18 protein-coding genes and 1 pseudogene are annotated in these 21069 nt (G+C 54.8%); 6 read left to right on the top strand and 13 right to left on the bottom strand.

All coding sequences use genetic code 11. The features are described from left to right. Nucleotides 1-25: 25 nt before the first annotated feature. The 4 genes from C9422_RS01940 to C9422_RS01955 form a co-directional block, all read right to left on the bottom strand. Complete coding sequence (locus C9422_RS01940) at nucleotides 26-427, bottom strand: ester cyclase (RefSeq protein ID WP_116579500.1); 402 nt, start codon at nucleotides 425-427, stop codon at nucleotides 26-28. 66 nt (nucleotides 428-493) lie between these two features. Then, on the bottom strand, nucleotides 494-1252 hold the full coding sequence (locus tag C9422_RS01945) for an SDR family oxidoreductase (protein ID WP_116579501.1): 759 nt from the start codon (nucleotides 1250-1252) through the stop codon (nucleotides 494-496). 137 nt (nucleotides 1253-1389) lie between these two features. Next, nucleotides 1390-2301 carry a LysR family transcriptional regulator gene (locus C9422_RS01950; RefSeq protein WP_116579502.1) on the bottom strand — a complete coding sequence of 304 codons (912 nt, stop codon included), beginning with the start codon at nucleotides 2299-2301 and terminating at the stop codon, nucleotides 1390-1392. A 158-nt stretch (nucleotides 2302-2459) separates the two neighbouring features. After that, nucleotides 2460-3560, bottom strand: coding sequence for an alkene reductase (locus tag C9422_RS01955; RefSeq protein WP_116579503.1), 1101 nt, complete (start codon nucleotides 3558-3560; stop codon nucleotides 2460-2462). Nucleotides 3561-3707: 147 nt separating this feature from the next. On the opposite strand from C9422_RS01955, the gene C9422_RS01960 reads away from it, so the two are divergent. After that, nucleotides 3708-4592, top strand: coding sequence for a LysR family transcriptional regulator (locus tag C9422_RS01960; protein ID WP_116579504.1), 885 nt, complete (start codon nucleotides 3708-3710; stop codon nucleotides 4590-4592). 24 nt (nucleotides 4593-4616) lie between these two features. Here C9422_RS01960 and C9422_RS32150 read toward each other — a convergent pair whose 3' ends face one another. Next, nucleotides 4617-4766 carry a hypothetical protein gene (locus C9422_RS32150; RefSeq protein WP_165824739.1) on the bottom strand — a complete coding sequence of 50 codons (150 nt, stop codon included), beginning with the start codon at nucleotides 4764-4766 and terminating at the stop codon, nucleotides 4617-4619. 5 nt (nucleotides 4767-4771) lie between these two features. Between C9422_RS32150 and C9422_RS01965 the strand changes: the two genes are divergently transcribed. Then, complete coding sequence (locus C9422_RS01965; protein WP_116579505.1) at nucleotides 4772-5989, top strand: DUF3422 domain-containing protein; 1218 nt, start codon at nucleotides 4772-4774, stop codon at nucleotides 5987-5989. A gap of 475 nt (nucleotides 5990-6464) precedes the next feature. Here C9422_RS01965 and C9422_RS01975 read toward each other — a convergent pair whose 3' ends face one another. The 6 genes and pseudogenes from C9422_RS01975 to C9422_RS01990 all read right to left on the bottom strand — a co-directional run bounded on the left by C9422_RS01975 (nucleotide 6465) and on the right by C9422_RS01990 (nucleotide 13178). After that, a complete protein-coding gene (locus C9422_RS01975; protein ID WP_116579506.1) occupies nucleotides 6465-7019 on the bottom strand; it encodes a hypothetical protein in 555 nt (184 codons plus the stop codon). 257 nt (nucleotides 7020-7276) lie between these two features. Continuing rightward, entirely contained in the window at nucleotides 7277-7717 is a 441-nt protein-coding gene (locus tag C9422_RS31970) for a hypothetical protein (protein WP_133248993.1), read from the bottom strand. A gap of 175 nt (nucleotides 7718-7892) precedes the next feature. Then, nucleotides 7893-8087, bottom strand: a pseudogene (locus C9422_RS32815) (site-specific integrase); the annotation flags it as partial. Nucleotides 8088-9583: 1496 nt separating this feature from the next. After that, a complete protein-coding gene (locus C9422_RS32455) occupies nucleotides 9584-9706 on the bottom strand; it encodes a hypothetical protein (protein ID WP_256589849.1) in 123 nt (40 codons plus the stop codon). Nucleotides 9707-9812: 106 nt separating this feature from the next. After that, nucleotides 9813-10223: a phosphate-starvation-inducible PsiE family protein gene (locus C9422_RS01985; protein WP_165824744.1), complete on the bottom strand. Its 411-nt coding sequence runs from the start codon at nucleotides 10221-10223 to the stop codon at nucleotides 9813-9815. Nucleotides 10224-10415: 192 nt separating this feature from the next. Further along, nucleotides 10416-13178 (bottom strand): ATP-dependent Clp protease ATP-binding subunit, encoded by a 2763-nt coding sequence (locus C9422_RS01990; protein WP_095966123.1) that lies wholly within the window; start codon nucleotides 13176-13178, stop codon nucleotides 10416-10418. Nucleotides 13179-13910: 732 nt separating this feature from the next. Between C9422_RS01990 and C9422_RS01995 the strand changes: the two genes are divergently transcribed. The 3 genes from C9422_RS01995 (at nucleotide 13911) to C9422_RS02010 (ending at nucleotide 16611) form a co-directional block, all read left to right on the top strand. Beyond that, the gene (locus C9422_RS01995) at nucleotides 13911-14453 is read left to right on the top strand and encodes a redoxin domain-containing protein (RefSeq protein WP_095966124.1); all 543 of its coding nucleotides are present in this window, start codon (nucleotides 13911-13913) and stop codon (nucleotides 14451-14453) included. A gap of 11 nt (nucleotides 14454-14464) precedes the next feature. Then, nucleotides 14465-14992, top strand: a complete 528-nt coding sequence (locus tag C9422_RS02000) for a DsbA family protein (RefSeq protein ID WP_102674089.1) — start codon at nucleotides 14465-14467, stop codon at nucleotides 14990-14992. A gap of 518 nt (nucleotides 14993-15510) precedes the next feature. Continuing rightward, entirely contained in the window at nucleotides 15511-16611 is a 1101-nt protein-coding gene (locus tag C9422_RS02010; RefSeq protein WP_116579509.1) for a low temperature requirement protein A, read from the top strand. Nucleotides 16612-16840: 229 nt separating this feature from the next. On the opposite strand, the gene C9422_RS02015 is transcribed toward C9422_RS02010, so the two are convergent. Continuing rightward, nucleotides 16841-17656, bottom strand: a complete 816-nt coding sequence (locus C9422_RS02015) for a CmcJ/NvfI family oxidoreductase (protein WP_116579510.1) — start codon at nucleotides 17654-17656, stop codon at nucleotides 16841-16843. Nucleotides 17657-17975: 319 nt separating this feature from the next. Then, the gene (locus C9422_RS02025) at nucleotides 17976-19283 is read right to left on the bottom strand and encodes an OprD family porin (RefSeq protein WP_116579512.1); all 1308 of its coding nucleotides are present in this window, start codon (nucleotides 19281-19283) and stop codon (nucleotides 17976-17978) included. 754 nt (nucleotides 19284-20037) lie between these two features. On the opposite strand from C9422_RS02025, the gene C9422_RS02030 reads away from it, so the two are divergent. After that, nucleotides 20038-21021: an LLM class oxidoreductase gene (locus C9422_RS02030; protein ID WP_116579513.1), complete on the top strand. Its 984-nt coding sequence runs from the start codon at nucleotides 20038-20040 to the stop codon at nucleotides 21019-21021. The last annotated feature ends 48 nt before the right edge of the window (nucleotides 21022-21069 follow it).

Consider the following 21069-nt stretch of genomic DNA (forward strand, 5'->3'; position numbering starts at 1 on the left):
TCGCCGGGCGAGAGGGCAAGGCGCGTTAGCCGGGGAACTGATCGCCAAACATGGGGTGGCCGCCGGCGGAACCTTCGCGCGTCGCCTCGTCCTGGATCACATCCCAGTGTTCGACCATCACCCCGTCCTCGAGGCGCAGGATATCGACAACGACCCAGTTCGTCGGTTGACCGATTCCGGTGAAGCGACCGTGCAACATCACGAAGTCGCCTTCAGCGACTGCCAGCTGGCATTCATAACGCATATCGGGCGATCCTGCGGCGACCAGCTCGAACAGCCCCTTGCGACCAGGCGGCACATGGGCACTGTGCTGGATATAGGAGGGTGACCAGAAGCGTTCGGCTGCTGCCAGATCCTTGCGATTGAACAGGGTTGCGAAGCCTTCGAGGACGATGGCCCTGTTCTCGGCGGGGGTACGTGAAGTCATGGTCTGATCCTGCTTGCAATGTGAAAGGTCGGCGGCCGCAGGGTCGCCCAATATTGCCTTGTGGAGTCAACCGAAAGCCGGTCCGTTTGCGATCATGTCGTTGAAGCCGTTGACCCAGGCATGCTCGTTCGGGCCAGGGTTGGCGCGCATGACATCGGCTGGGGCGACGAGGATTTCGTCCGCACCGCTTTCGAACTGTTTCATCGTTTCGGTAATGAACTGGTCGAGGGGAATGGCGCGTTCCTCCTCGCTGCTGTTGAGCAACTCGGTGCGTACCCACGGTGGTGCGATCTCGACCAGTTGGACGCCGTGTTCGCGCAGCAGGTAGCGCTGTGACAGGGTGTAGGAGTGCAACGCTGCCTTGGTTGCCGAATAGACCGCCGTCACGGCCATTGGCACGAAGCCGAGCACCGAGGAGACGTTGACGATGACCGCATCCGGTTTGGCCTTCAGATGCTCGACCAGCGCCGAGGTCATGCGGATCGGCCCAAGCAGGTTTGTGGTGACGGTCAAGAGCGCAAGCTCATCGTCCACCGGACCTTCGGCATGATCGAGCAGCATGATGCCGGCATTGTTGATCAGCACGTTGAGCTCAGGGTAATTGGCAGTGAGGTGCTGCGCTGCTGCCTGGATGCTGGCCGTGTCGTTGATGTCGAGTTCAAGTGCGGCCATGCCGGGGTTGGCGTCGAGCGTCTCTTGCAACCGCGCCTTGCGACGACCGGAGATGATCACTTGATTGCCGAGTTTGTGGAAGGCTTCTGCCAGACCACGGCCAATGCCGGAGCCGCCGCCAGTGATGAAGATCGTGTTGCCAGTCATGCGCATGAGGGATTTCCTTGAATGAAAAAGTCAGGGCGTCCGCCACGCTGCCAGGCCGATCAGCTCGACCGCTGCGTCGCGGGGTATGGCGCTAAACTGGCAGCTTCGGCGGGATCGGAGTAGACGCTTTGGCGGGCTATCTTCTATGCGTCGGATGCATAAGCACCGCCGGCATCTTCAAGCAGGTTGACGACAAGATGTTCAATCAAGGCGCGGCCGGCCCTGCGGGTACGCGAGCCGTGGGGGAAGTAGGCATGCACCGGTACGGATTCGGTCTCCCAATCGGTGAGCAGGGTGACCAGTTCACCGCTTTCAAGCTCCCGCCGACAGGCCCAGGCCGTTGTCGATGTAATCCCTAACCCGGCGGTGGCCGCCGCGACTGCACCTTCGTTTTCATCGGTCGAGAAGTGCGCCTCGAGCTGAATCGTCCGGGTCTCGCCGTCGCGTTTGAACATCCACCCACTGGGAACCGTCGAGGCTGGACCGGCGATGATTCGATGGGATTGCAGGTCCTCAGGCGTAGTCGGCTCCCCGGCGGCGCGCAAGTAGGCCGGTGAGGCGAGAATGAATCTGGAGATCGTCATGATCTGACGGCTCGTTGCAGTGGAATCCACCAGCCGTCCCAACCTGATTGCTACATCGATATTTTCGCGCACCAGATCCTGCCAATGATCGGCGAGCAGGACCTGGATATGAAGGTTGGGGTGTATCGCTGCGAACGGCGCTATACGCGGAATGATTTCCCGTACGCCGATGCTCGTTGGCATGCTGATCCGCACTACGCCACGCAGTTCCTGGCCGCCGCGAACGCTTTGCTCTGCTTCTTCCACCGCGACGAGGATGGGTTCCATGCGCGAGAGAAAATCCGCCCCTGCCTCAGTCGGTACGACGGCACGTGTCGATCTCGCCAGCAGCAGGGTGCCAAGATCGGCTTCGAGCTCGGCCACAATCCTGGAGACCTGGGATTGAGAAAGGCCCACTTCGCGTGCCGCGGCCGAAAAGCTGCCCAGTCGCGCCACCCTTGTGAAAAGCCTGTAGGAGAAAAGGTCCTTCATGCGTTAGCACCTTCCATCAGCCAGCATGCACCTTGAGTCCGCTGGAAGAAGCTACGCTGAAACGGGGCAGTCAGCTGGCGCATTGCTGCTGGGGTGATTGATTTTTTTCGGGGAGATAGCCGGGGCACGGTGGCCCCGGTTACCCGTGGCGAAAATGATCACGCAACTTCAGTGTGGAAAGGATAGTCCGTGTAACCCACTTCCGTGCCGCCGAAGAACGACTCGCGGTCGTACGGGTTCAGCGGCCAGCCGTTGCGCAGGCGCTCCGGCAAGTCAGGGTTGGCGATGAAGTGGCGGCCGAACGCGACCAGGTCTGCATCGCCGGCCTCGAGGATCGCGTTGGCCGACTCACCGGAGAAACCGCCCGCCGCGATCAGGGTGCCCTTGTAGTGCTGGCGGATGAGTTGAGACGCCACCGGATTCTGGTCACGGCGCTCGTCTTCGACGAGCCCCAGGATGCGTGGCTCGATCAGGTGCAGATAGGCGAGGTCCAGCTTGTTCAGTTCGCGTGCGACATAGGTGAACAGGCCAATGGGGTCGCTGTCGGACATATCGCCGAAATTGCCGCTCGGCCCCAGACGCACCGCCACCCGATTGCTGCCCCAGACGGAGATCACCGCCTCTACCGCTTCCAGCAGGAACCGGCTGCGGTTCTCGAACGAGCCACCGTAGATATCCGTACGTTTGTTGCTGCCATCCTGGAGGAATTGATCGAACAGGTAGCCGTTGGCCGAGTGAATCTCCACGCCGTCGAATCCGGCTGCGATACCGCGTTCGGCCGCGGCGCGGAAGCTGTCCACCAGCCCGTGGATGTCAGCGATGGTCAGTTCGCGCGCCGGGCTGGCGGGGGTCCATCCAGTCTCGGTGAAGGCGAGGCCTCCGTGGTCAACGACGGAAGGGGCCACCGGCTGGCCGCCGTCCGGCTGCAAGAGGCTATTGGACTGGCGCCCCGCGTGATAGAGCTGCAGAAAGATTTTGCCGCCCTTGGCATGAACGGTGTCAGTCACGAGCTTCCAGCCGGCGATTTGGCTATCGTCATACAAACCGGGAGCACCGAGGTAGCCATTACCATTGGCGGCGGCGATAGTGGCTTCGCCGATCAGCAGGCCACCGGCGGTGGTACGTTGGGCGTAGTACTCGGCCATCAGCGGGCCAGGGATGTCGCCCGGCTCGGCACGCATGCGGGTCAGTGGCGCCAGAACGACGCGATGGGAAATCTGGTGTGGACCTATCTGGATACTCGTGTGCAGTTTGGACATGACGTCGATACCTGTCAGTGGTGGGATGGGCGCAATGTAGGCGTAAAATTCGCGGAGAAAAATATCCCGCGAGGCCGAACATTTCGGATGTTTTTTCCGTAATCCCACCCTGTGGATGGGGTTCTACCGGAGCAGGCAGGAAAGGTGATGGAAAGTCTGAATGGCATCTCGACGTTCGTGCTGGTTGCCGAAACGCGCAGCTTTACCGAGTCCGCCCGGCAGTTGGGGGTGTCGTCCTCGACCGTGGGCAAAACCATCGCCCGGATGGAGGAGCGCTTGCATGTGCGGCTGTTTCATCGCAGTACACGCAGCATCACGCTGACGGCCGAGGGCACCCTGTTCCTTGAGCGCTGCCGCCGCATCCTCAGTGAAGTCACCGCTGCCGAGTCCGAACTGTCAGGCCTGGCTGGCAGCCCACGCGGACGGCTTCGGGTGGGCACGCCTCTACTCGGCGACCTGATGATGCCGGCCTTTGACGGGTTCATGGAGCGGTATCCGGAAGTCGAACTGGATATCGATTTTTGCGACCGCATGGTCGATGTGATCGAGGAGGGGTTCGACGCGGTGATTCGCACCGGTGAGCAAACCGATTCTCGCTTGACCTCGCGCCGTCTGGGTTCCTGCGCACATGTGCTGGTGGCGTCGCCGACGTATCTAAAGCAGCATGGCGTACCCACTTATCCGCGTGAACTGGAACGCCATTCATGCCTGCAGCACAAATTCCCCGCAACCGGAAAGCTGGAACGTTGGCCGCTGCGGCTCGAACCCTCCGAGGCTGAACTGGTGCTGCCCGCCACGATGACGTCAAACACCATCGAGCCTCTTGCCTACGCCGCCATTCAGGGCAGGGGGGTTGCCTTTCTGCCGACGTTCCTGGTGCGCGAAGCGCTGGAAAGCGGCCAGCTGGTCACTGTGCTGGACGATTACATTGACCGCGAGGTCGTCTTCTGGATGCTGTGGCCAGCCAGCCGTTATGCCTCGCCCAAGTTGCGCGTTTTCATTGACTACATGAGTGTGCACTTGCGCATCTGATCGCTTACGCCTGCAGCTTCACCTTCAAAGGTATTGGTTTGTCACCTGGCCGTGACTCATGAGTTCGCCAAACTGTCCCACCATCAACAGCAATCGATAATGCCCCGAAAAATCCGGCACCTGGCTCGGGTGGGCATTCATCGCAAGCGGCAAAAACAACTCCAACATGGCCATACAACATGCACCCGTTACGACAAAGCCTGCACAACGAACTGCACGCGCGCCCGTCACTGTATTTCGATGAGCCGGCCCATGTGTTTCATCTGGCCTTCCTCGACAGTGATCAGGCGTGCAATGCATTCCTCGAACAATGCTGCCCTGGCACCCTCGACCTGAATGCCGCCCAAGGAATTACCCAACTCGATGGCCATGCACTGAAATGGGAGCGCCATGCCGAGTTTTTCACCCTGACACTGGTGGTCACTTCATCCTCTGATGACTTGTCCTGGACCACGCTGCCCGAGGTGCTGGCGTCAAAGGTCGAAGTGCATTTGCCGGCCCTGATCAACTCGGTGCAGATTGTCGTGCGTGGTGAAACCGGCCTGGACCTGTCCCGGTACGGCTTCAAGGATCCGAGCGGTTCGTGCGTGGGCGGTGGCGATGCCATGGTCTGGAGTGATTTTCGCCTGAGCGAGGAGGGCAACAACCACATGTTGTTCGTCAACCGGCGCCTGAATGCCTACCGCCAGGGCCGGATGATACGCCGCCTGCTGGAAATCGAGACCTACAGGATGATGGCCTCGTTATCCTTGACCATGGCCAAGGACTTGAGCGCGCAGCTCGATGTTTTCGACAAGACCCTGGTCACCCTTTCCGAACGCAACGCCGACCCGCACGGCAGCAATGCGAAAGCCCTGCTGGCGGATATTTCCAACCTGTCTGCGCAAGTGGTGAGCAGCGCGGCGAAAACCCGGCACCGCTTCAGTGCCACGCAAGCCTATGCGCAATTGGTGTTCGAACGTCTGGGTGAGCTGCGGGAAAGTCACGTAGGCGATTGCCAACGCCTGGGCGTATTTATCGAGCGCCGCTTCAAACCTACCGTCAGGTACTGCACCGCCACCGAGCAGCGCCTGGAGCACCTGGCCGAAAGCGTCGCCAACCTGGGCGATCTGTTACAAGCACGGGTCCAGGTCGAAATGGAGGAACAGAACTCGGAAATCCTGAAAAGCCTGAATGCCCGCGCCGATGCCCAGATCAAGATCCAGCGCGCAGTGGAGGGGCTGTCGATTATTGCCATTACCTACTACCTGCTCAGCTTGCTCAAGCTGGGTTACTCAGGGGTGCACCTGCTTGGCGTTGAGGTGTCCCCGCGAGAGGCCATGCTGGTCATGGCGCCGCTCGCGATTGGTATTCTTGCGTTGATTGTGCTGCGTATCAGGAAAGTCAAAGGGCATTGAGGTGATGGCCTGCGATGTTGTTGCAGCGCCTTTTCCACCTGCACATGGCGACCGTCATGTAGCTGGCATAGACGGGATTGTAGGGGCAGTGCATATGAACCGGGGAGGGCGCATGCACCAATGTCCCCTATGTACTGCGTATCTATGACGTGGCGGATGGCTCGTTCTGTTTTTGTTTCGCGGCGCTGGACTATTTTCCAGTTAGTAAATTTAACTTATGGGCGATGTTGGGCGTTCATAAGTCGCTCAAAGTGCCGCTACTGCTGGCTCAGTGGCTTACTGATGAACGCAACTGTTCATTGATCTGTGTTCATGCGCTGCGCTTTTACATGGGCACTACGAGCGCTTAGCAGGTGCTGCACGATTGCTCTGTAGGTTGCGTTGCTAAAGTTGCGTGCGAGGGCGGTCCACTCTGGGCAGATCAAGCAGCCGAATGTCCCAACGTCGGGTGCAATCAACAACTGATGAAGCGCTCTCACCATAGGCTGCCAAGGCGTTGTGCGCATGCCGAGAAGATTTCGTAGGCAGGCACAGGGAAGGCGAGGTATACGCTGCCTAAAAGCGTGAGCATTGCTGACAGCGCAACTGCTCCCGATGAGCTCCCCAACACCTTCGGGAGAGTTACCGTTTCGTGATGCCGAATCTTAGCCAAGCATATGTCAATGCGGCGGTCGATCATTTGATGCCTTCGAATCGCGTTGTCTTCGTCCTGAATCGCTACCCTCTGTAGCTCATCGATTTGACGCCGTAGATGATCGATTGGATTTCGAGTATCTACACCCGTGATGCCGGCGGTAAATTTGAAGTTATACGATCTGCCGTCATCGACCTTTGGAAGGAAATCGTCGAAAGTCCATTTCTCAGCTTTAGCGGCTGCGCGGGCGCTTTGGAGCGCTAACGCTATCGTGGTAATCGATGAGATCACAACCACGGCCAACCCGAATTCCAGAAACCAGTTTCGCGCTGGCAAGCCAAGCCCCACTGAGATGAGGATGATGATCAACGGAGTGAAAGCGCTTATGTAGAGCAACGGTTAGTCCTGGCTAGGGAGATGTAGCAGAAGGGGCCAGCTCCCAAGGCAGTCGGGGGCTTTGGGCAATGTCACTGCGGGTTTTGAATCGCAATCCGAGTCATCATATCAAGACGCGCGCTGCTCAAGCGTAGTTGCCCTAGATTTCAGTGAATATCAAAAATGACTGCAGCCCACGACCGAGGTTCAGCGATCATGAGCGTCCATGCTCGACCCTTGGCGCTTAGCTCTGCTGTGGGACGACTAACCCTTGGAAATCACAGGAGCTTTTTCAGAAGCCTACCGATGAACGCAATAACCTTTTCCGTACGAGGATCTACCAGGTTACCCAACTCCTTATGCAGATGACTCTGCTCAATACGTGCGTGATGAGCGGCCAGAGGATAACGATCTCCCGATAAGCGCTCCACCTCGACCATCAGAGCCAGCCGGGCGATATCGCATGCGTGTTTACGATACAAGCGCGCTCGACACCAACCGTTATTGACGAGCGCGAAAGCGTAGAAACTCAGACCACCTATGAAGAACTCTTGACTACTGAACTCATGAAAATGCAGGGTATTCAACAGATCTACTGGTAGCGTCGAACTGGAGCATGCAGCGTAGAAAAGCACGGGTACTGATGCTGCACAGATCGCATAGACCGGCAGTGAAGGATAGCGAAACCGCAGTTTTGGTGTGATTGCGAATTGAGACAAGGCAAGGCTCCGATTGTTAGCGGCCAAGGCTGGACCACGGCTTACTCTCACGCAACAAGGCGGTCGCCGCAACTCAAAAGCGATCAACAAAATCTCGCCTTACGGTTACCTTGCGAACCTATGTGCTGCGCTGACGAGGTGGCCGCTTGGAAGGTGGCAAGTGCAAAGCGCCGGTATCTCGGTTTTTGGCATAGGTGTAGAACGCCTGAATCGCCCGCAATTGTGCAGCCGCAGTGTTGTAAGCGCGGTGCCTGAGTTTGAGTTGGACGTAGATGAACTGAACGACCATGGGCAACGGCGCTGCATCACCAACTTGCACGAGCAACGGTACACGCTGACCAGAAGAGAAACGGCACTGAATCAGCTTCATCGAACAGTAATGACATGGCCCGTCGAGAGAGCGGACGTCAGAAACGGTTTTGTCGAATCAGCGGTTCAAGCTGCACATGAACATCTCTCACATAACATCTGATTTAACATAATATACATTATGCGTACTCACAGGTATTCCACACAGAGCCTCTCCCAGGTACATTTGTGGCCGTCAGCAGTTAGCTGGACTTTTTAACGGTTCCCTGGATATTTAAGAAAAACAGTGACTTATCGAGTGAAAAAACAACCATGTACGAGTAATTGCTAAATTTATCAACCGCAACCTTGGTTCTCAGTGTCGTTGTCACTTAAAAATCAGAAAAATCATCTTAAAAAATATTCTCGAAAATTCATGGGCCTAGGAAGTCACGAAAATTATTCTTCGTGGTTTAAGCATATGAAGTAATCGGTGCTGTTCCACTCAGTACATTGGACTCAACTCATGCACTACATCGATGAGTCCCATCTGACATTTTAGCTCTTCGCAGCCTCCCGTAAGCATGCCTGTCGTCGGTGCCCGCAGATCTCGGAAGAAATCGCGGCGAATCACCCTATATTCGCGTGATCGTGCACTGCATGCGAGTTCGTCTGATATAAAGGGTCTTTTTTAGTAACAGCTTGTTCGCTTACGGCATTGCTTACGCTACAGGACCACGTGCAAACACGTCGCTGTGTGAAATCTGCGGCGTTCAGCATGGAGTTGGTGCGCAGATTTCAAGGGCTGCCACACGTGGAAATCACAAACGCCGGTTGATTTACTTGCAGATGCTGCAGGTTTGGCGGTGTACGCCTTGCGCTTGAAGCCTGTGGAGCTTTCCTGCCACCAAATACCCTGGTGGCTCGCCAGAATCTGGTTGGATGAAAAGCTCAGTACAATGCTCGTCCGATACCGTTGTTTACCACAAATTTGACTTGTTAATCACCGTAGTTAACAAGTCCAAAAACAAGTTTACAGAGTAATGCTGAACCTGCGTGTTAGACCTTGATTCTCCTAGCGCACCTGGGAATTCAATGCTCCGCTATGCTGTTCGAACTCCGGGGTTTGCCAGTCGAAATGCATACCCCTATTATCACTTGCGTTTCACGGTCAACAGCGACCGTAATCATCGGGTTCGGTAGGCGTTTTACCGCCTTATCTACCAATATAACGTCGAGCTCAAACGTGCAAATTTCAACAGGCTTTTCCATTGCTTGGCACCCTGTTAGGTTGGGTTGGAGCTCATCAGAACGTCATGTCTGACGAGTGATTTTTGCTATTGAGGATAGTCTATGTATTACCAACCGCCTGAGGCACCTTAAAAGTCTTCATATGGAGAACGTGAGCCAACTCAACTAAACATCTATTTAGTTGAGCTAAGTTTGGATAGATTTTAATCGCATTGAAGCATTGTGCAACAGCGAAAACCGCCCTCGCCCTTCTTATTCATTACTGAAATACCAAACGCCCGATGCGGTGCATCAGGCGTTTGGTTGTATCGGTGTAACTCTAAACAATTAGCGCAGTGGCAGGTCCTTGGTTTCTGGCATGCGCAAATAGACCACGGCACTGATGGCGCTGATCACCGTCAGGTAGATCCAGAACAAGTGCCCATAGCCCCATCCGGCCATCGCGGCCATAAGATACGGTGCGGTTCCGCCACACAGTGTCACTGATAATGCGTACGGCACGGCTATACCGGGGTGCTCTCGCTAAAAAATTGTCGGCATTGCGTAACCCTTGTAGCTATTCATCCTGATCACGCTCTCGTAAGAGCCAGCAGACGATGCCGAGCACCAGGGTGGCAAATCCTAGTGCGGCAATGGTGAGCGCAGGAGTAGCGGCAGAATCGAGAATAACGAACTTCCGGCTGAGCGCCAGCAAGGCGATCAACAGCACTGTGCGAACCTGAACGATGCTGTTGCGTCGTAGGGCCGGGCGTACAATCGAATGCTTAAACTCCAGGGCTATCAGCACGGTGAAGATTGAACCAAAGAGGGCCTGGAAAACATCGTGATCTAGAGGGTCAATCGCACCACCGATCACCAACGGCACAACCCTGCGACAGAGCTGCAGTAGCGCCATCAAAATCACAGACGCGATGATGAGACTGAGCGCAAGAACAACCAATTGTTCGAAACGTTCGTAAGCATTCATCAGCGCCCACTGAAGTCTGAAATTTTTCAGCGTCGAGTTGCGCTCACGCCCTTCAGAATCAGGTTTTGGCACGATAATCCTCCACACTTGCGTCTTCAGCCTGCCGGGCTCATCCAGGCATTTGAGGATCCAGTTCATCATTGCACGTCGTGATCAACAGGCCCGCTCCCAGGTTACGTGAGTGTGTTGAGGCTAAGTCCCAGTCTCCGCAACAGGTGCCAGATCATCTGGCTGGTCTGGAGGACTACCCTTTTCGGCGGTCTTTGGCGCATCCACCTCCACCTTATTGAAGACCACTTCGCTACGCTCCTTGTCGTAACCCAACTCAACGCTGTCGCCGGCTTGCAGCTTGTCAGCGAGCATTTCCTTCGCAAGCCGCGTTTCGACGGCCTGGCGAATCTGACGTTTCAACTCACGCGCGCCAAACTCAGGCTGATAACCAACATCCGCCAGGTGATCAATGAGTGAGTCATCAATTTTCACTGTGATGTTCTGTGCAGATGCGGTTCGAATGACCCGATCAAGCTGAATGCTCACAATCGATCGGATGTTGTCACGGGTAAGGGCATGGAACACGATGATGTCATCAATACGGTTCAGGAATTCGGGACGAAAATGCCCTTTCAAGACTCCCATTAATTCATCACGTAACGCTTTATCCGTAAGGCGTTCATCTTCAGGGCGCTCAAGATTCTCCATGATAATGGGAGAGCCCAGGTTGCTGGTGGCGATAATGATCGTATTGCTGAAGTCCACAACACGCCCCTTGCCGTCCGTGAGACGCCCATCGTCGAATACCTGCAGCAATACGTTGTTCACGTCGGGATGCGCCTTCTCGATCTCGTCGAGCAGAATCACACTGTAGGGCTTGCGGCGGACACGCTCTGTCAACTGCCCGCCTTCGTCGTATCCCACGTAACCGGGTGGCGCACCGATCAACCGGGCAACCGCATGACGCTCCATGTACTCCGACATATCAATACGAATGATCGATTGCTCGTCACCAAACACCGTTTCCGCCAACGCTTTGGCTAGTTCGGTTTTGCCGACGCCCGTAGGGCCAAGAAAGAGAAACGTGGCAATCGGTCTGTTGGCTTGGCCAAGGCCGGCTCGAGACAAACGAACGGCATCGCTGACCGCGCGAACAGCATCTTCCTGCCCGACCAGCCGATCACGCAATGTGTCTTCCATATTCAACAGCTTTTGACGCTCCTCCTGCGTAAGCTCGGTCACAGGAATCCCGGTGAGACGGGACAGTACCTCGGCAATCGACTCCAGGGTCACCTCAAGGGTTTCGGAGCCTGTCTTGCGCTCCCAGGCTTCTGTTTCCTCTCCCAGTTGCGCTTGTTTTTGACCAATGCGTTCTTCGAAGCCTTTGGATTCATCAAATCGTTTACGGGAGGATGCATAGTCCTGTTCACGTTTAAGTTGGGTGATTTCGGCTTCCAACTCCTGAATGCCAGCCGGCCTCGAGGAGGAACTGATTCGAACCCGGGCCGCTGCCTGATCGATCAGGTCAATGGCTTTATCCGGTAGATAGCGCGAGGTGATGTAACGATCCGACAGCTCTGCTGCCGCCACAAATGCTTCATCGGCGAATGTGACCTGATGGTGAGCCTCAAGCTTGTCGCGCAGCCCACGCAGGATAATGATGGTCTGTTCTACGGTGGGCTCGGATATCAACACAGGCTGAAAGCGTCGTTCAAGCGCTGCGTCTTTTTCGATGTGCTTTTGATATTCATTGAGTGTCGTCGCACCGATCAAACTAAGCTCCCCGCGCGCCAATGCGGGTTTCAATACGTTGGCAATATCCAGGCCGCCCTCCTCACCACCCTGCCCCGCGCCAACGATCGTGTGTAACTCATCGATGAACAGAATAAGCTCCGAGCTTTTTGCGGCGACTTCATCAAGCAGTTGCTTGGCTCGCTCCTCAAATTCACCACGATATTTAGAGCCCGCAACCATTGAGTTCAGATTGACTTCAACAAGCCGTCTGCCACGCAAGATCTCAGGGACATCGCCCTTCACTATTCGTTGTGCAAGCCCTTCGACGATGGCGGTTTTACCGACGCCAGGTTCGCCGATAAGAACTGGATTGTTCTTTCTGCGCCGCGCCAGCACCTCAATGGTATTTTCGATTTCCTGCGCGCGCCCCAGTACGGGATCGAGTTTGCCCTCACGAGCCAGTGACGTCAGGTCGCGACCGAACTTGTCGAGTGTCGGTGTTCCCGTCGGGGTATCGACTCGCCCATCCTCAGCGCCCTTACCCACTACCTTGACCACCTTCTGCCGCAAGGCTTCAGGCGTTACGCCGTATTTTTTAAGCAATGTCCCGGCAATACTGTCTGGTACAGAGGCAAGTCCGATCAACAGATGCTCCGGGCCAACGTACGAATGTCCTAAATCACGAGAGGCCTGGAACGCAGAATTGAACACTTTCTTCAACCGGGGCGAAATGCTCATCCGGTCCACCGGGGACTGGTCCTGCGCCGTGCCTTTCTGAGCATGTTGATCGATGTAGCCTTTGATCTCGTCCGCAGAAAGCTTCAGCTCCTTGAGCAACGCCGTACCCACATCGGTATCCGCCAGCACATACAACAAGTGCTCGGTATCGAGCTCGCTACGGTTGAGCTCATGGGCTTTTTCACCCGCGCGTTGCAGGATTTCCAGCGTCTGGGAACTGAATGCATCGGTTGCATCGACAGATTCTCGAGGCACTTGCGCAGAGAGCCTGAAGTCATCGCCCCCCTGATCCTTTGCTCCGCCCATGCTGTCGAAAAAGCGAGACACTCCCCCGCCCAGCAGAGAATCGAATGGATTCAACATGCTTTGATGGCGTAAGAGTTGACGGTAATCGTGGTCGCAAATGGACATTGTCCTGGCTTGGCCATTTTGCGATACGGTCACTCGCGCGACCGCTGGTCTCGCATTACATATTTCACAGAGAGTAGCCATGATGAGTTGTCTCCAAAGGTGGATAACACGAACTCATTCAGATGGATCTACTTCCCTGTAAACGATGCACAAGAAGCTGGGACATGAGATCCGCATTACGCTGAGCTTGATCAGGAAGACGATTATGTTGCGGGGAATGGCAGTCACGACAGACGATGCCATCCAATCAAGATAGTCGGATCTCATCAAAACACGCTATGGGCGACCCAGGATACCGACGAACGACGTCTGATAAATTCGTGCTCAAAAATACCGCCAGTCGTAAACCACCAACTCATCAGCAATTGAGGCTAGGGAATCACCAGTGATCGAGCAACGCTTTGATGTCGGGATTCGCGGGGGCGAATCGATCAGCAATGAGAGGATCGGGCGATTACGGTGAAGGCGGATGGGCAACAGAATTAGCGCGAGGCCTTGCTGTGGAAACCGAAAATGCGTTCAGCGACTACGGCAAGCGACAACAGCGACTATAGTCATTGGTGAGCCAGAGCGAATCCTGCCGTTGCGCTACCCACATGGCCCTCAATCCAAATACCGCGAAAGCACGGCGAACGTCGTCGTGCTTCTTGACGCGGATCGTGAACGTTTCGCTGCCGAAAACACTCAGGCTCAGGCTGAGATCGAGGCATCGTTGCCTTTATAAATCCCTTGATGGTGGATGGAGTTATCCCGCCGGGAAAGTCGTATCCCCCCTGAGTAGATCCCACCCACCTATCTATCAGGGCTCAAGCAATGAACACTTCAGAATTGGATGTTGCAAAAGAAACGAATGACGACCTGGTTCAGGGGCCGCTGTCAGCCGGCACTGTCGCGCCCGGCTTCTCGCTGTACGCGACCCCTGATCAGCAGTTGTCGCTACGCGAGCTAAAGGGAAATCCCGTGATACTGGCGTTTTATCCCGCAGACTGGACTTCTGTTTGTGGCGACCAACTGACCTTATACAACCAGTTGCTACCCACATTCAGAGAATACGGTGCGACGCTACTGGGTATCTCGGTTGACAGCGCTTGGTGTCATCAGGCCTTTTCCAAAGATCGGAATTTTCACTTCAGCCTGCTCGCCGATTTTGAGCCCAAAGGGGCTGTGGCTCGACAGTATGGAGCGTACGACTCCCACCTGGGAGTTTGTAAGCGGGCGCTGTTCGTGATTGACAAGGAGGGAGTGATCGCCTGGAGCTATATCTCACCGATGGCAATCAACCCTGGGGCGGACGGCATTCTGGATGCGCTGGATGCTCTGGCGAGTTCGCCCCAAAGCGCGCCAACCAAAAATTAGCAGGTGATCACATGGCCACTCTCAAAGTCCCGGTAAGTGCCAACGACCATCGCCAAGGAAGTGGGCATGCCAAAGTCACCTTGGTGGAATTTGGCGACTATGAATGTCCCTACTGCGGTTTAGCGTATTGGGTCGTCAAAAAGCTACAGCAGCATTTTCGCGATGATCTGCAGTTTGTGTTCCGTAACTTTCCACTGACCACCGCTCACCCGCATGCGATGGGTGCAGCCGTCACCGCTGAGTATGCCGGGAGTCGAGGATTCTTCTGGGAGGCTCACGACGAATTGTATGAAAATCAAGATCGATTGGGCCTGCCGCTGTTTGGGGCCATCGTTCTAAAACACGGCCTCTCCAGCGAAGAACTCTATGTTGCTATGCAGGACGGCACTTACATACCCAAAATAAAATCCGATTTTAATGGCGGCGTACGGAGCGGCGTGAATGGCACCCCAGCGTTTTACATTGACGGGCTTCGCTATGACGGGGCTCCAGAGTTCACCGAGATGAGTCAGATGATTGAGCTTTCGTTAGTGAGTTGACGAAATCGCTAGATAGAGAATCGCTTGGCATCACCCACACCGTAGCCGAGGGCGAACGTGCCCCATTGCGCAGCGCACCAGGTGTGCATTCGATAATATTTCAATACGGGAGATTGAAGAATCCGCGGTGCTGCCAACGATAAGCATCGCTCATAAAGCAGCGGCACGAAAATATCAGCCCAGAGAACCGAGGACATAAAAAATGGCGATGTTAATTTTTGACAGCTCGGAAGATTCCATAGTCGAGGCGCGTGTCCTGGTCGAGGCGCTGAATGAATGGTTGGCGGAACAGCAGCCCAGTTGCCCGTTAAGGTCCGCCCGTGCGCAATGTTGCTATCGGCCCGATGGCACGCTGGATTCTGTATTGACCGTACTAACAGACGTGGTGGTGGACTAGGTCAGGTGTTGCACTCAGTTTTTGCGACCGCCCCCAAGGTTGACGCCTATACCCGTCCACCCGTTCGCTTATCCGTTAGTTTCCTTCTACATTAAAGAGGTGCACACGGAGCCAGCAGCGAATGAAATCTTTGAAGTATTATGAAAAAAATCGACACGCCACATGGTTAGAGTTGTTTTTTGACCTGATTTTTGTTGTAGCAATTGGCAAGGTTACGCATACTCTCGGACATCTTCATCACGGCCACTTTGAACAGGAGCAATTATGGACATTTTTACTGCTTTTTGTTCCATTATGGTGGATCTGGTCCAGCCACACGATTTACTCAAATAGGTTTGATACAGACAGTAGCCTTCACCGCTTGGCAACATTATTTTTAATGTTGCTGCTCATTGTGCTGTCTGCACGGATTGGGGAAGAATTGGAAGTAAACTTTGCGCTTGTTATTGCCTGCTATTTTGGTATACGTGCCATCATCAGCATTATGTACATTTCGTCCATAAATAAATTTGATCACCGTAGCGAATTCTCCTCCAGGCTTGGCTTCGCCCTGTTAGTTAGCGCAGTGATTAGTCTTTCATCCATTCTTTTTGACCCACCTATGCGTTACCTTGTCGCTTACATTGGGATTTTTCTTGACATTCTGCTCCCTTTATTTTCTTGGGGTAAGCTAAAGCCATTGCCCGCACATACAGAACACTTGGTTGAACGACTAGGTTTACTCACCCTTATCTTATTGGGCGAGTCGGTAATTAGCCTTTCTGTAGGGTTATCTGACATCCAATGGGATCGTTATAATGTGATGGCGGCAATCACCGGATTTATCATGATTTGCAGTATCTGGTGGATCTATTTTGATAGCTTTTACCTACTGAGCAAAAATGAAAGTAGTATGAGTGGACACTCCTTAATCTACTCGCACCTTTTTCTGTTTATGGGGCTAGCACTTCTCGCAAATTTGATCAGGCATGCGATCCTGAATGACATTGCGATGCGCGATTTCCAGATTACGTCAATCATCGGCATGGCCTTATTTTTCTTAGGCAAGCAATATGGCTACTTCATAGCGGTACCTAAAATAAGGAAATACATACTACAAAACACCTTGATCGTGTTTTCTCTAGGTGGTTTGGTTATATTCCTACCCCGCGTCGAGTACATATTGGTCGGCCTGACAGCAACCATGATCTGTTATGTTTTATTAAACTTCAGGTATCGTTGAATCTTTAAAGTTGGGCCATATCACGGGTGGATCAGCTATCCGCGCGCACCAAAGACTCAGCAGCTGATTGTCGAGGACTGGCGCACTGCGGATCGTGCTGAATGTGGTTAGCTGTTCAAACCCTTCACCCAGTCGCTATACATCCCTACCAACGAGAAGCGGGTGGTCGCATGGTAAAGCACGGGGGGGAACACCGCGCGGCGGGAGGCCCGCGCCAAGCGGCAAAAACCTAATCAAAGAAGGCCAGGGTGCGAACTTCGATACTCTCGCGCGGCGGGGCTCCCGGCGGCGTATTGGGGTCTTTGAAGGCGGTATGGGGCGTGAAGCGGGCACGGCCGTCGTAACGTGAGTCATACCCCTTGATCAGCAAGACTTCGTCACGGCGCATGTCCGGAAAATAGTACCAGCGCTGTTGCGGATTGTAGGCCAGGTGGTAGATCTCACCGATACGATCCGGATAGACCAAGTCGGTGGCCAGCAGGTCATTGGAGTTGAGCGTCGAGGCGTCCAACACGGCCAGCGGTGAGCGCTTGACGGGCCCGCTCATCGGGCGCCAGAGGTTAATCTGGGCCACCGACACCAGTGCGGCGGCCTGATCCTGGCCCAGCACGTCGCGAATACGCTCAGGTCCCGAGCGGTCGGTGTAGTCATTATGCACACGGCTGGCTGGGCCGCGAATATCCCGCCGCTCGGCGTCGCTGCGCCTGGTGTGGTCGAAGATGACGACCCGGCTCGCGCCCGTCAACTCCTTGATCAAGGCCTTGACCTCGTCATAGTAGACGCTTTCCACTGAGGTATCGTCGTAGAGATCCTCGACCACCGTATCCCGCCGATGGAGTTCAAACCCCTGCTTGTCCAGAGACAGGCTGTCTGCCAACGGACGACCGTTGCGTATCGTGACCTCGCGCTCCTCCTGCTCAGCAAAATAGTGCGGTTCACTGTTACCGGTCAGAGCCTCGGTATGCACATAGGGCTTCGCATCGTGCTTGACCAGGTAGGTAAGTGTCGTGATGACGCTAGCGGGCGTATCAGTTGTGTGCTTCAAGTAACACCTCCCAGTCTGCTGACCGCTTCAGGCGTGGTGTCACCGTGGCGGAGCTGTAACTTGTACGTAGACACCCTCGCGCTCAATCGTATGCCTTCGAATGGACACTATCAAATTTAGCCCGAGGTGCATGGCTCCCGACTGGTAAAAAAGGACCACTGTTACCTCGGCATCGACGACCAGCTTGACCATGACTGGCGCGTCGCACTCCGGGTCTGCGCCGATCATGAGCATCCGATATCCCGGCCCGCCCTTTACATTCGTTTGTCTGCCATGACGGGTTCGGACGTTGGTTGAATCAAACTTCCCGCACCACTATCTAGAAAAGCGGAATGCTATAACTCACAAAAACACGATTCTGATCTACGTTACGAGATGCTTCGCTGTTGGACTTGCCGTTACGCCAGCCGAACCCTACGCCTTTGAGCGCTCCGGATTGAAGAACGTAGTCCAGACTAATGTCTCTTTCCCATTCCTTTTGGTTGTTGCCTGACGTAGTTTTAATATTATCACCGGAGAGGTACATGACCGATCCTTTCAGGCCAGGGACACCCAGAGCGGCGAAGTCGTAAGCATACTGACCGAAAGCTGTGCGCTCGCCTGCGCGGGTGAAAGTTTGGATAAGGCGGTCTGTATACAAGTACAGGCTTGCTCCACCGGCGCCCTTGTCAGTCAGGCTACCCTGATTGAGTTGAGTGAAGTTGCTGCCATCTGACACACTTTGGTACCCCGCAGTAATCGCGTGACCACCCAGTGTGTAAATCAACGCGGCACTCCAGGTACGGTTGTCGATCTCTCCACTACCGTTTTTGGTGTAGCCACTCATTCTGTAGCCTGACGTCCCGGAGCTATTTGCCCCTGACGAGTCAGTTTTGAAATAGCGCAGGTCGGTTTTAAGGGACTGATTGTCCGAGAGGGCAAGGGTGTGAATTAATCCCATAAAATGCTGCGTATAGTAGTTGTCGAGGCTGGCGTAGTAGTACTGAGCTGTCAGAACCTTGGTAACGTTCCAATCGCCCCCGGCGAAGTCAAACTGATTGCTTTCCCGCGTACCACCGGCAACTGCCAACCCCGTCTGATCGCTCGAACCACGTCCTGTTGCATGTTCGATACGACCTCCAGTCAAGGTCAACCCTTTGAACTCGCTCGAGGTGATTTGACCGCCCTCGAAGGTTTGTGGAAGCACGCGCCCGTCGTTGGCGACCAGAATTGGGAGTTTGGGAATCAAAGTGCCGTAGCGAAGTTCAGTTTTCGACATCTTGACTTTTACGGTCAGCCCCAGCCGGCTCCACTCGTCGACGGCGCGGTTGTCACTGTCAGAAGGCATCATGCTGCTACCGACATGCCGTCCTTTGCCACTGTCCAAGGTAACTCCCAGCAACCCCAGGCCATCGACACCAAAGCCAACTATTCCATCGGTATAGCCCGATTTGAAGTCCAGCGTGAAACCCTGCGCCCATTCTTCGGTTTTGGAAGGTGCGGCAACGCCATCGCGGTTGTCGTTATTGAAGTAGAAGTTTCTCATTCCCAAGGTGGCTTTGCTGTCACTCAGGAAGTCCGCATGCACCTGGGCACTCAGGGTAATACTAAAAAACACCGAACTTGCAGTTATTGTTTTTCCACTCATTTATATAGCGCTCCATTTGTTATTTTAAAGTAATAGAAGCAACGCAAGATTTTCAGGTGCGCGTTTTTTATTATTCTTAATATCCTGCTGAAAACGAGAAATCGACGATGCCTCGCCCCTCCTGCATCAAGTTAATATTGTTAATGCAAGTTCCAAAGTCGCTCATCGCACCTGTTTCTGTTATGCAACGCGCTAGTGATAGAGCGGATTGTGTGAGAAAGGCGCAGGGAGTGCCTTGCCTGGGGAAATGGAGTTCTGCGTTGCGGTCTGAAAATTTATCTTATCGTCTGAATTTCAGGATTGGGGCCGGACCCAATTGTCGGTCGAGTACCCAAAGGCTCAGCGGGCTGACCTGACGACTGTCCTCTATAGCAACCCGCGGCGCGGCGATCACGACGTCCAAGGCCCAGACTGCGGTGTAATCATCTGCAACAGGTACCGAGACGGACGACGAACATGGCGGTTCCCCGCAATGCCGCCTACGCTTGTTGGATGGTCCCCATGCGTTTGCTCAGGCGATGTATCGGGTTGGTACGATCTGATTTATTTTGACCGTCCGCTCAATGCTAATCTGGACCTGCCCGCGCGTATCGCCAGCAACTGGCCCCTCACTCCGGTCGACCCGACCAGCATGTACGGCGCAACGGGCAAAGATTGCACCCACTACCCCACCTGTCGTTCCCAAGCGACCGATGCCGCAGCACCTCTGGAAACAGGGGCGCTGTTCACGTTCTCCCCCTTGAGGAAGATGAGTATGTATCGGCCGAGCACGATTCCTTATCAGGAGCATCGAGGGTTCAGCCGAACCTTCACTCCGGGTCATTTGAGCCTGGGATTGTTCTTTCCTTTGGAGGCCTTCGATGGGGACACTCCGAGCATGCTCAACCAGGTCGCATTGGCCAAACGAGCGGAGGCGCTGGGCTTCTGCGCGCTCTGGTTTCGCGATGTGCCTCTTCGAGACCCTAATTTCGGTGATGTCGGCCAAGTCTTCGACCCCTGGGTTTACCTGGGCTATATGGCCGCCCACACGTCAGAGATAGCGCTTGGCACCGCATCCATTGCCATCCCGTTACACCATCCTCTGCACACGGCCAAGGCATCAGCCAGCGTCGATCAGTTGAGCGCAGGTCGCTTGATTCTGGGTGTAGCTTCCGGCGATCGCCCTGTGGAGTTTTCGGCTTTTGGCGTTGATCCCGAAAGGCGCGCAGAAATCTTTCGGGAGCATTACGAGGTGATTCGCAGAGCCCACAGCACCAGCTTCGAGCCCATTCGCTGGAGCGATGGTGAGATGCAGGGCGCAGACCTCATTCCGAAACCCACGACCCAAGTTATTCCAATGCTCGTGACCGGGAATAGTCGCCAGTCACTGGATTGGATCGCGCGCGAAAGCACCGGATGGATCAACTATCCACGTGCGCCGAACATGCAGCGACTGATCGTGGAAGATTGGCGGCTGGAGGTCATGAAGCAATGTGGTTCAGTCTATAAGCCCTTCACTCAGTCGCTTTACATCGACCTCGATGAGAACCCGTCCACGCCGCCCACTCGCATTCATTTGGGGTTCAAACTTGGACACTACCATCTCCGGTTTTTGCTGGAGTCGCTTGAGGAAATCGGAGTGGACCACGTTATCCTGAATCTCAAATACGGAAAGCGCCCTGCTGCGCAAGTCATTGAGGAGCTGGGGACTCACATCGTTCCGCAATTCGGAGTACAGCCGCGTCCTGAAGCGAATTGATCCGCCGGCCGCCTCCACGCCGGCCGAGGTGGTGCGGTTCAACTGGTT

Source organism: Pseudomonas sp. B1(2018), from assembly GCF_003097365.1.
GTDB lineage: Bacteria > Pseudomonadota > Gammaproteobacteria > Pseudomonadales > Pseudomonadaceae > Aquipseudomonas > Aquipseudomonas laurylsulfatiphila.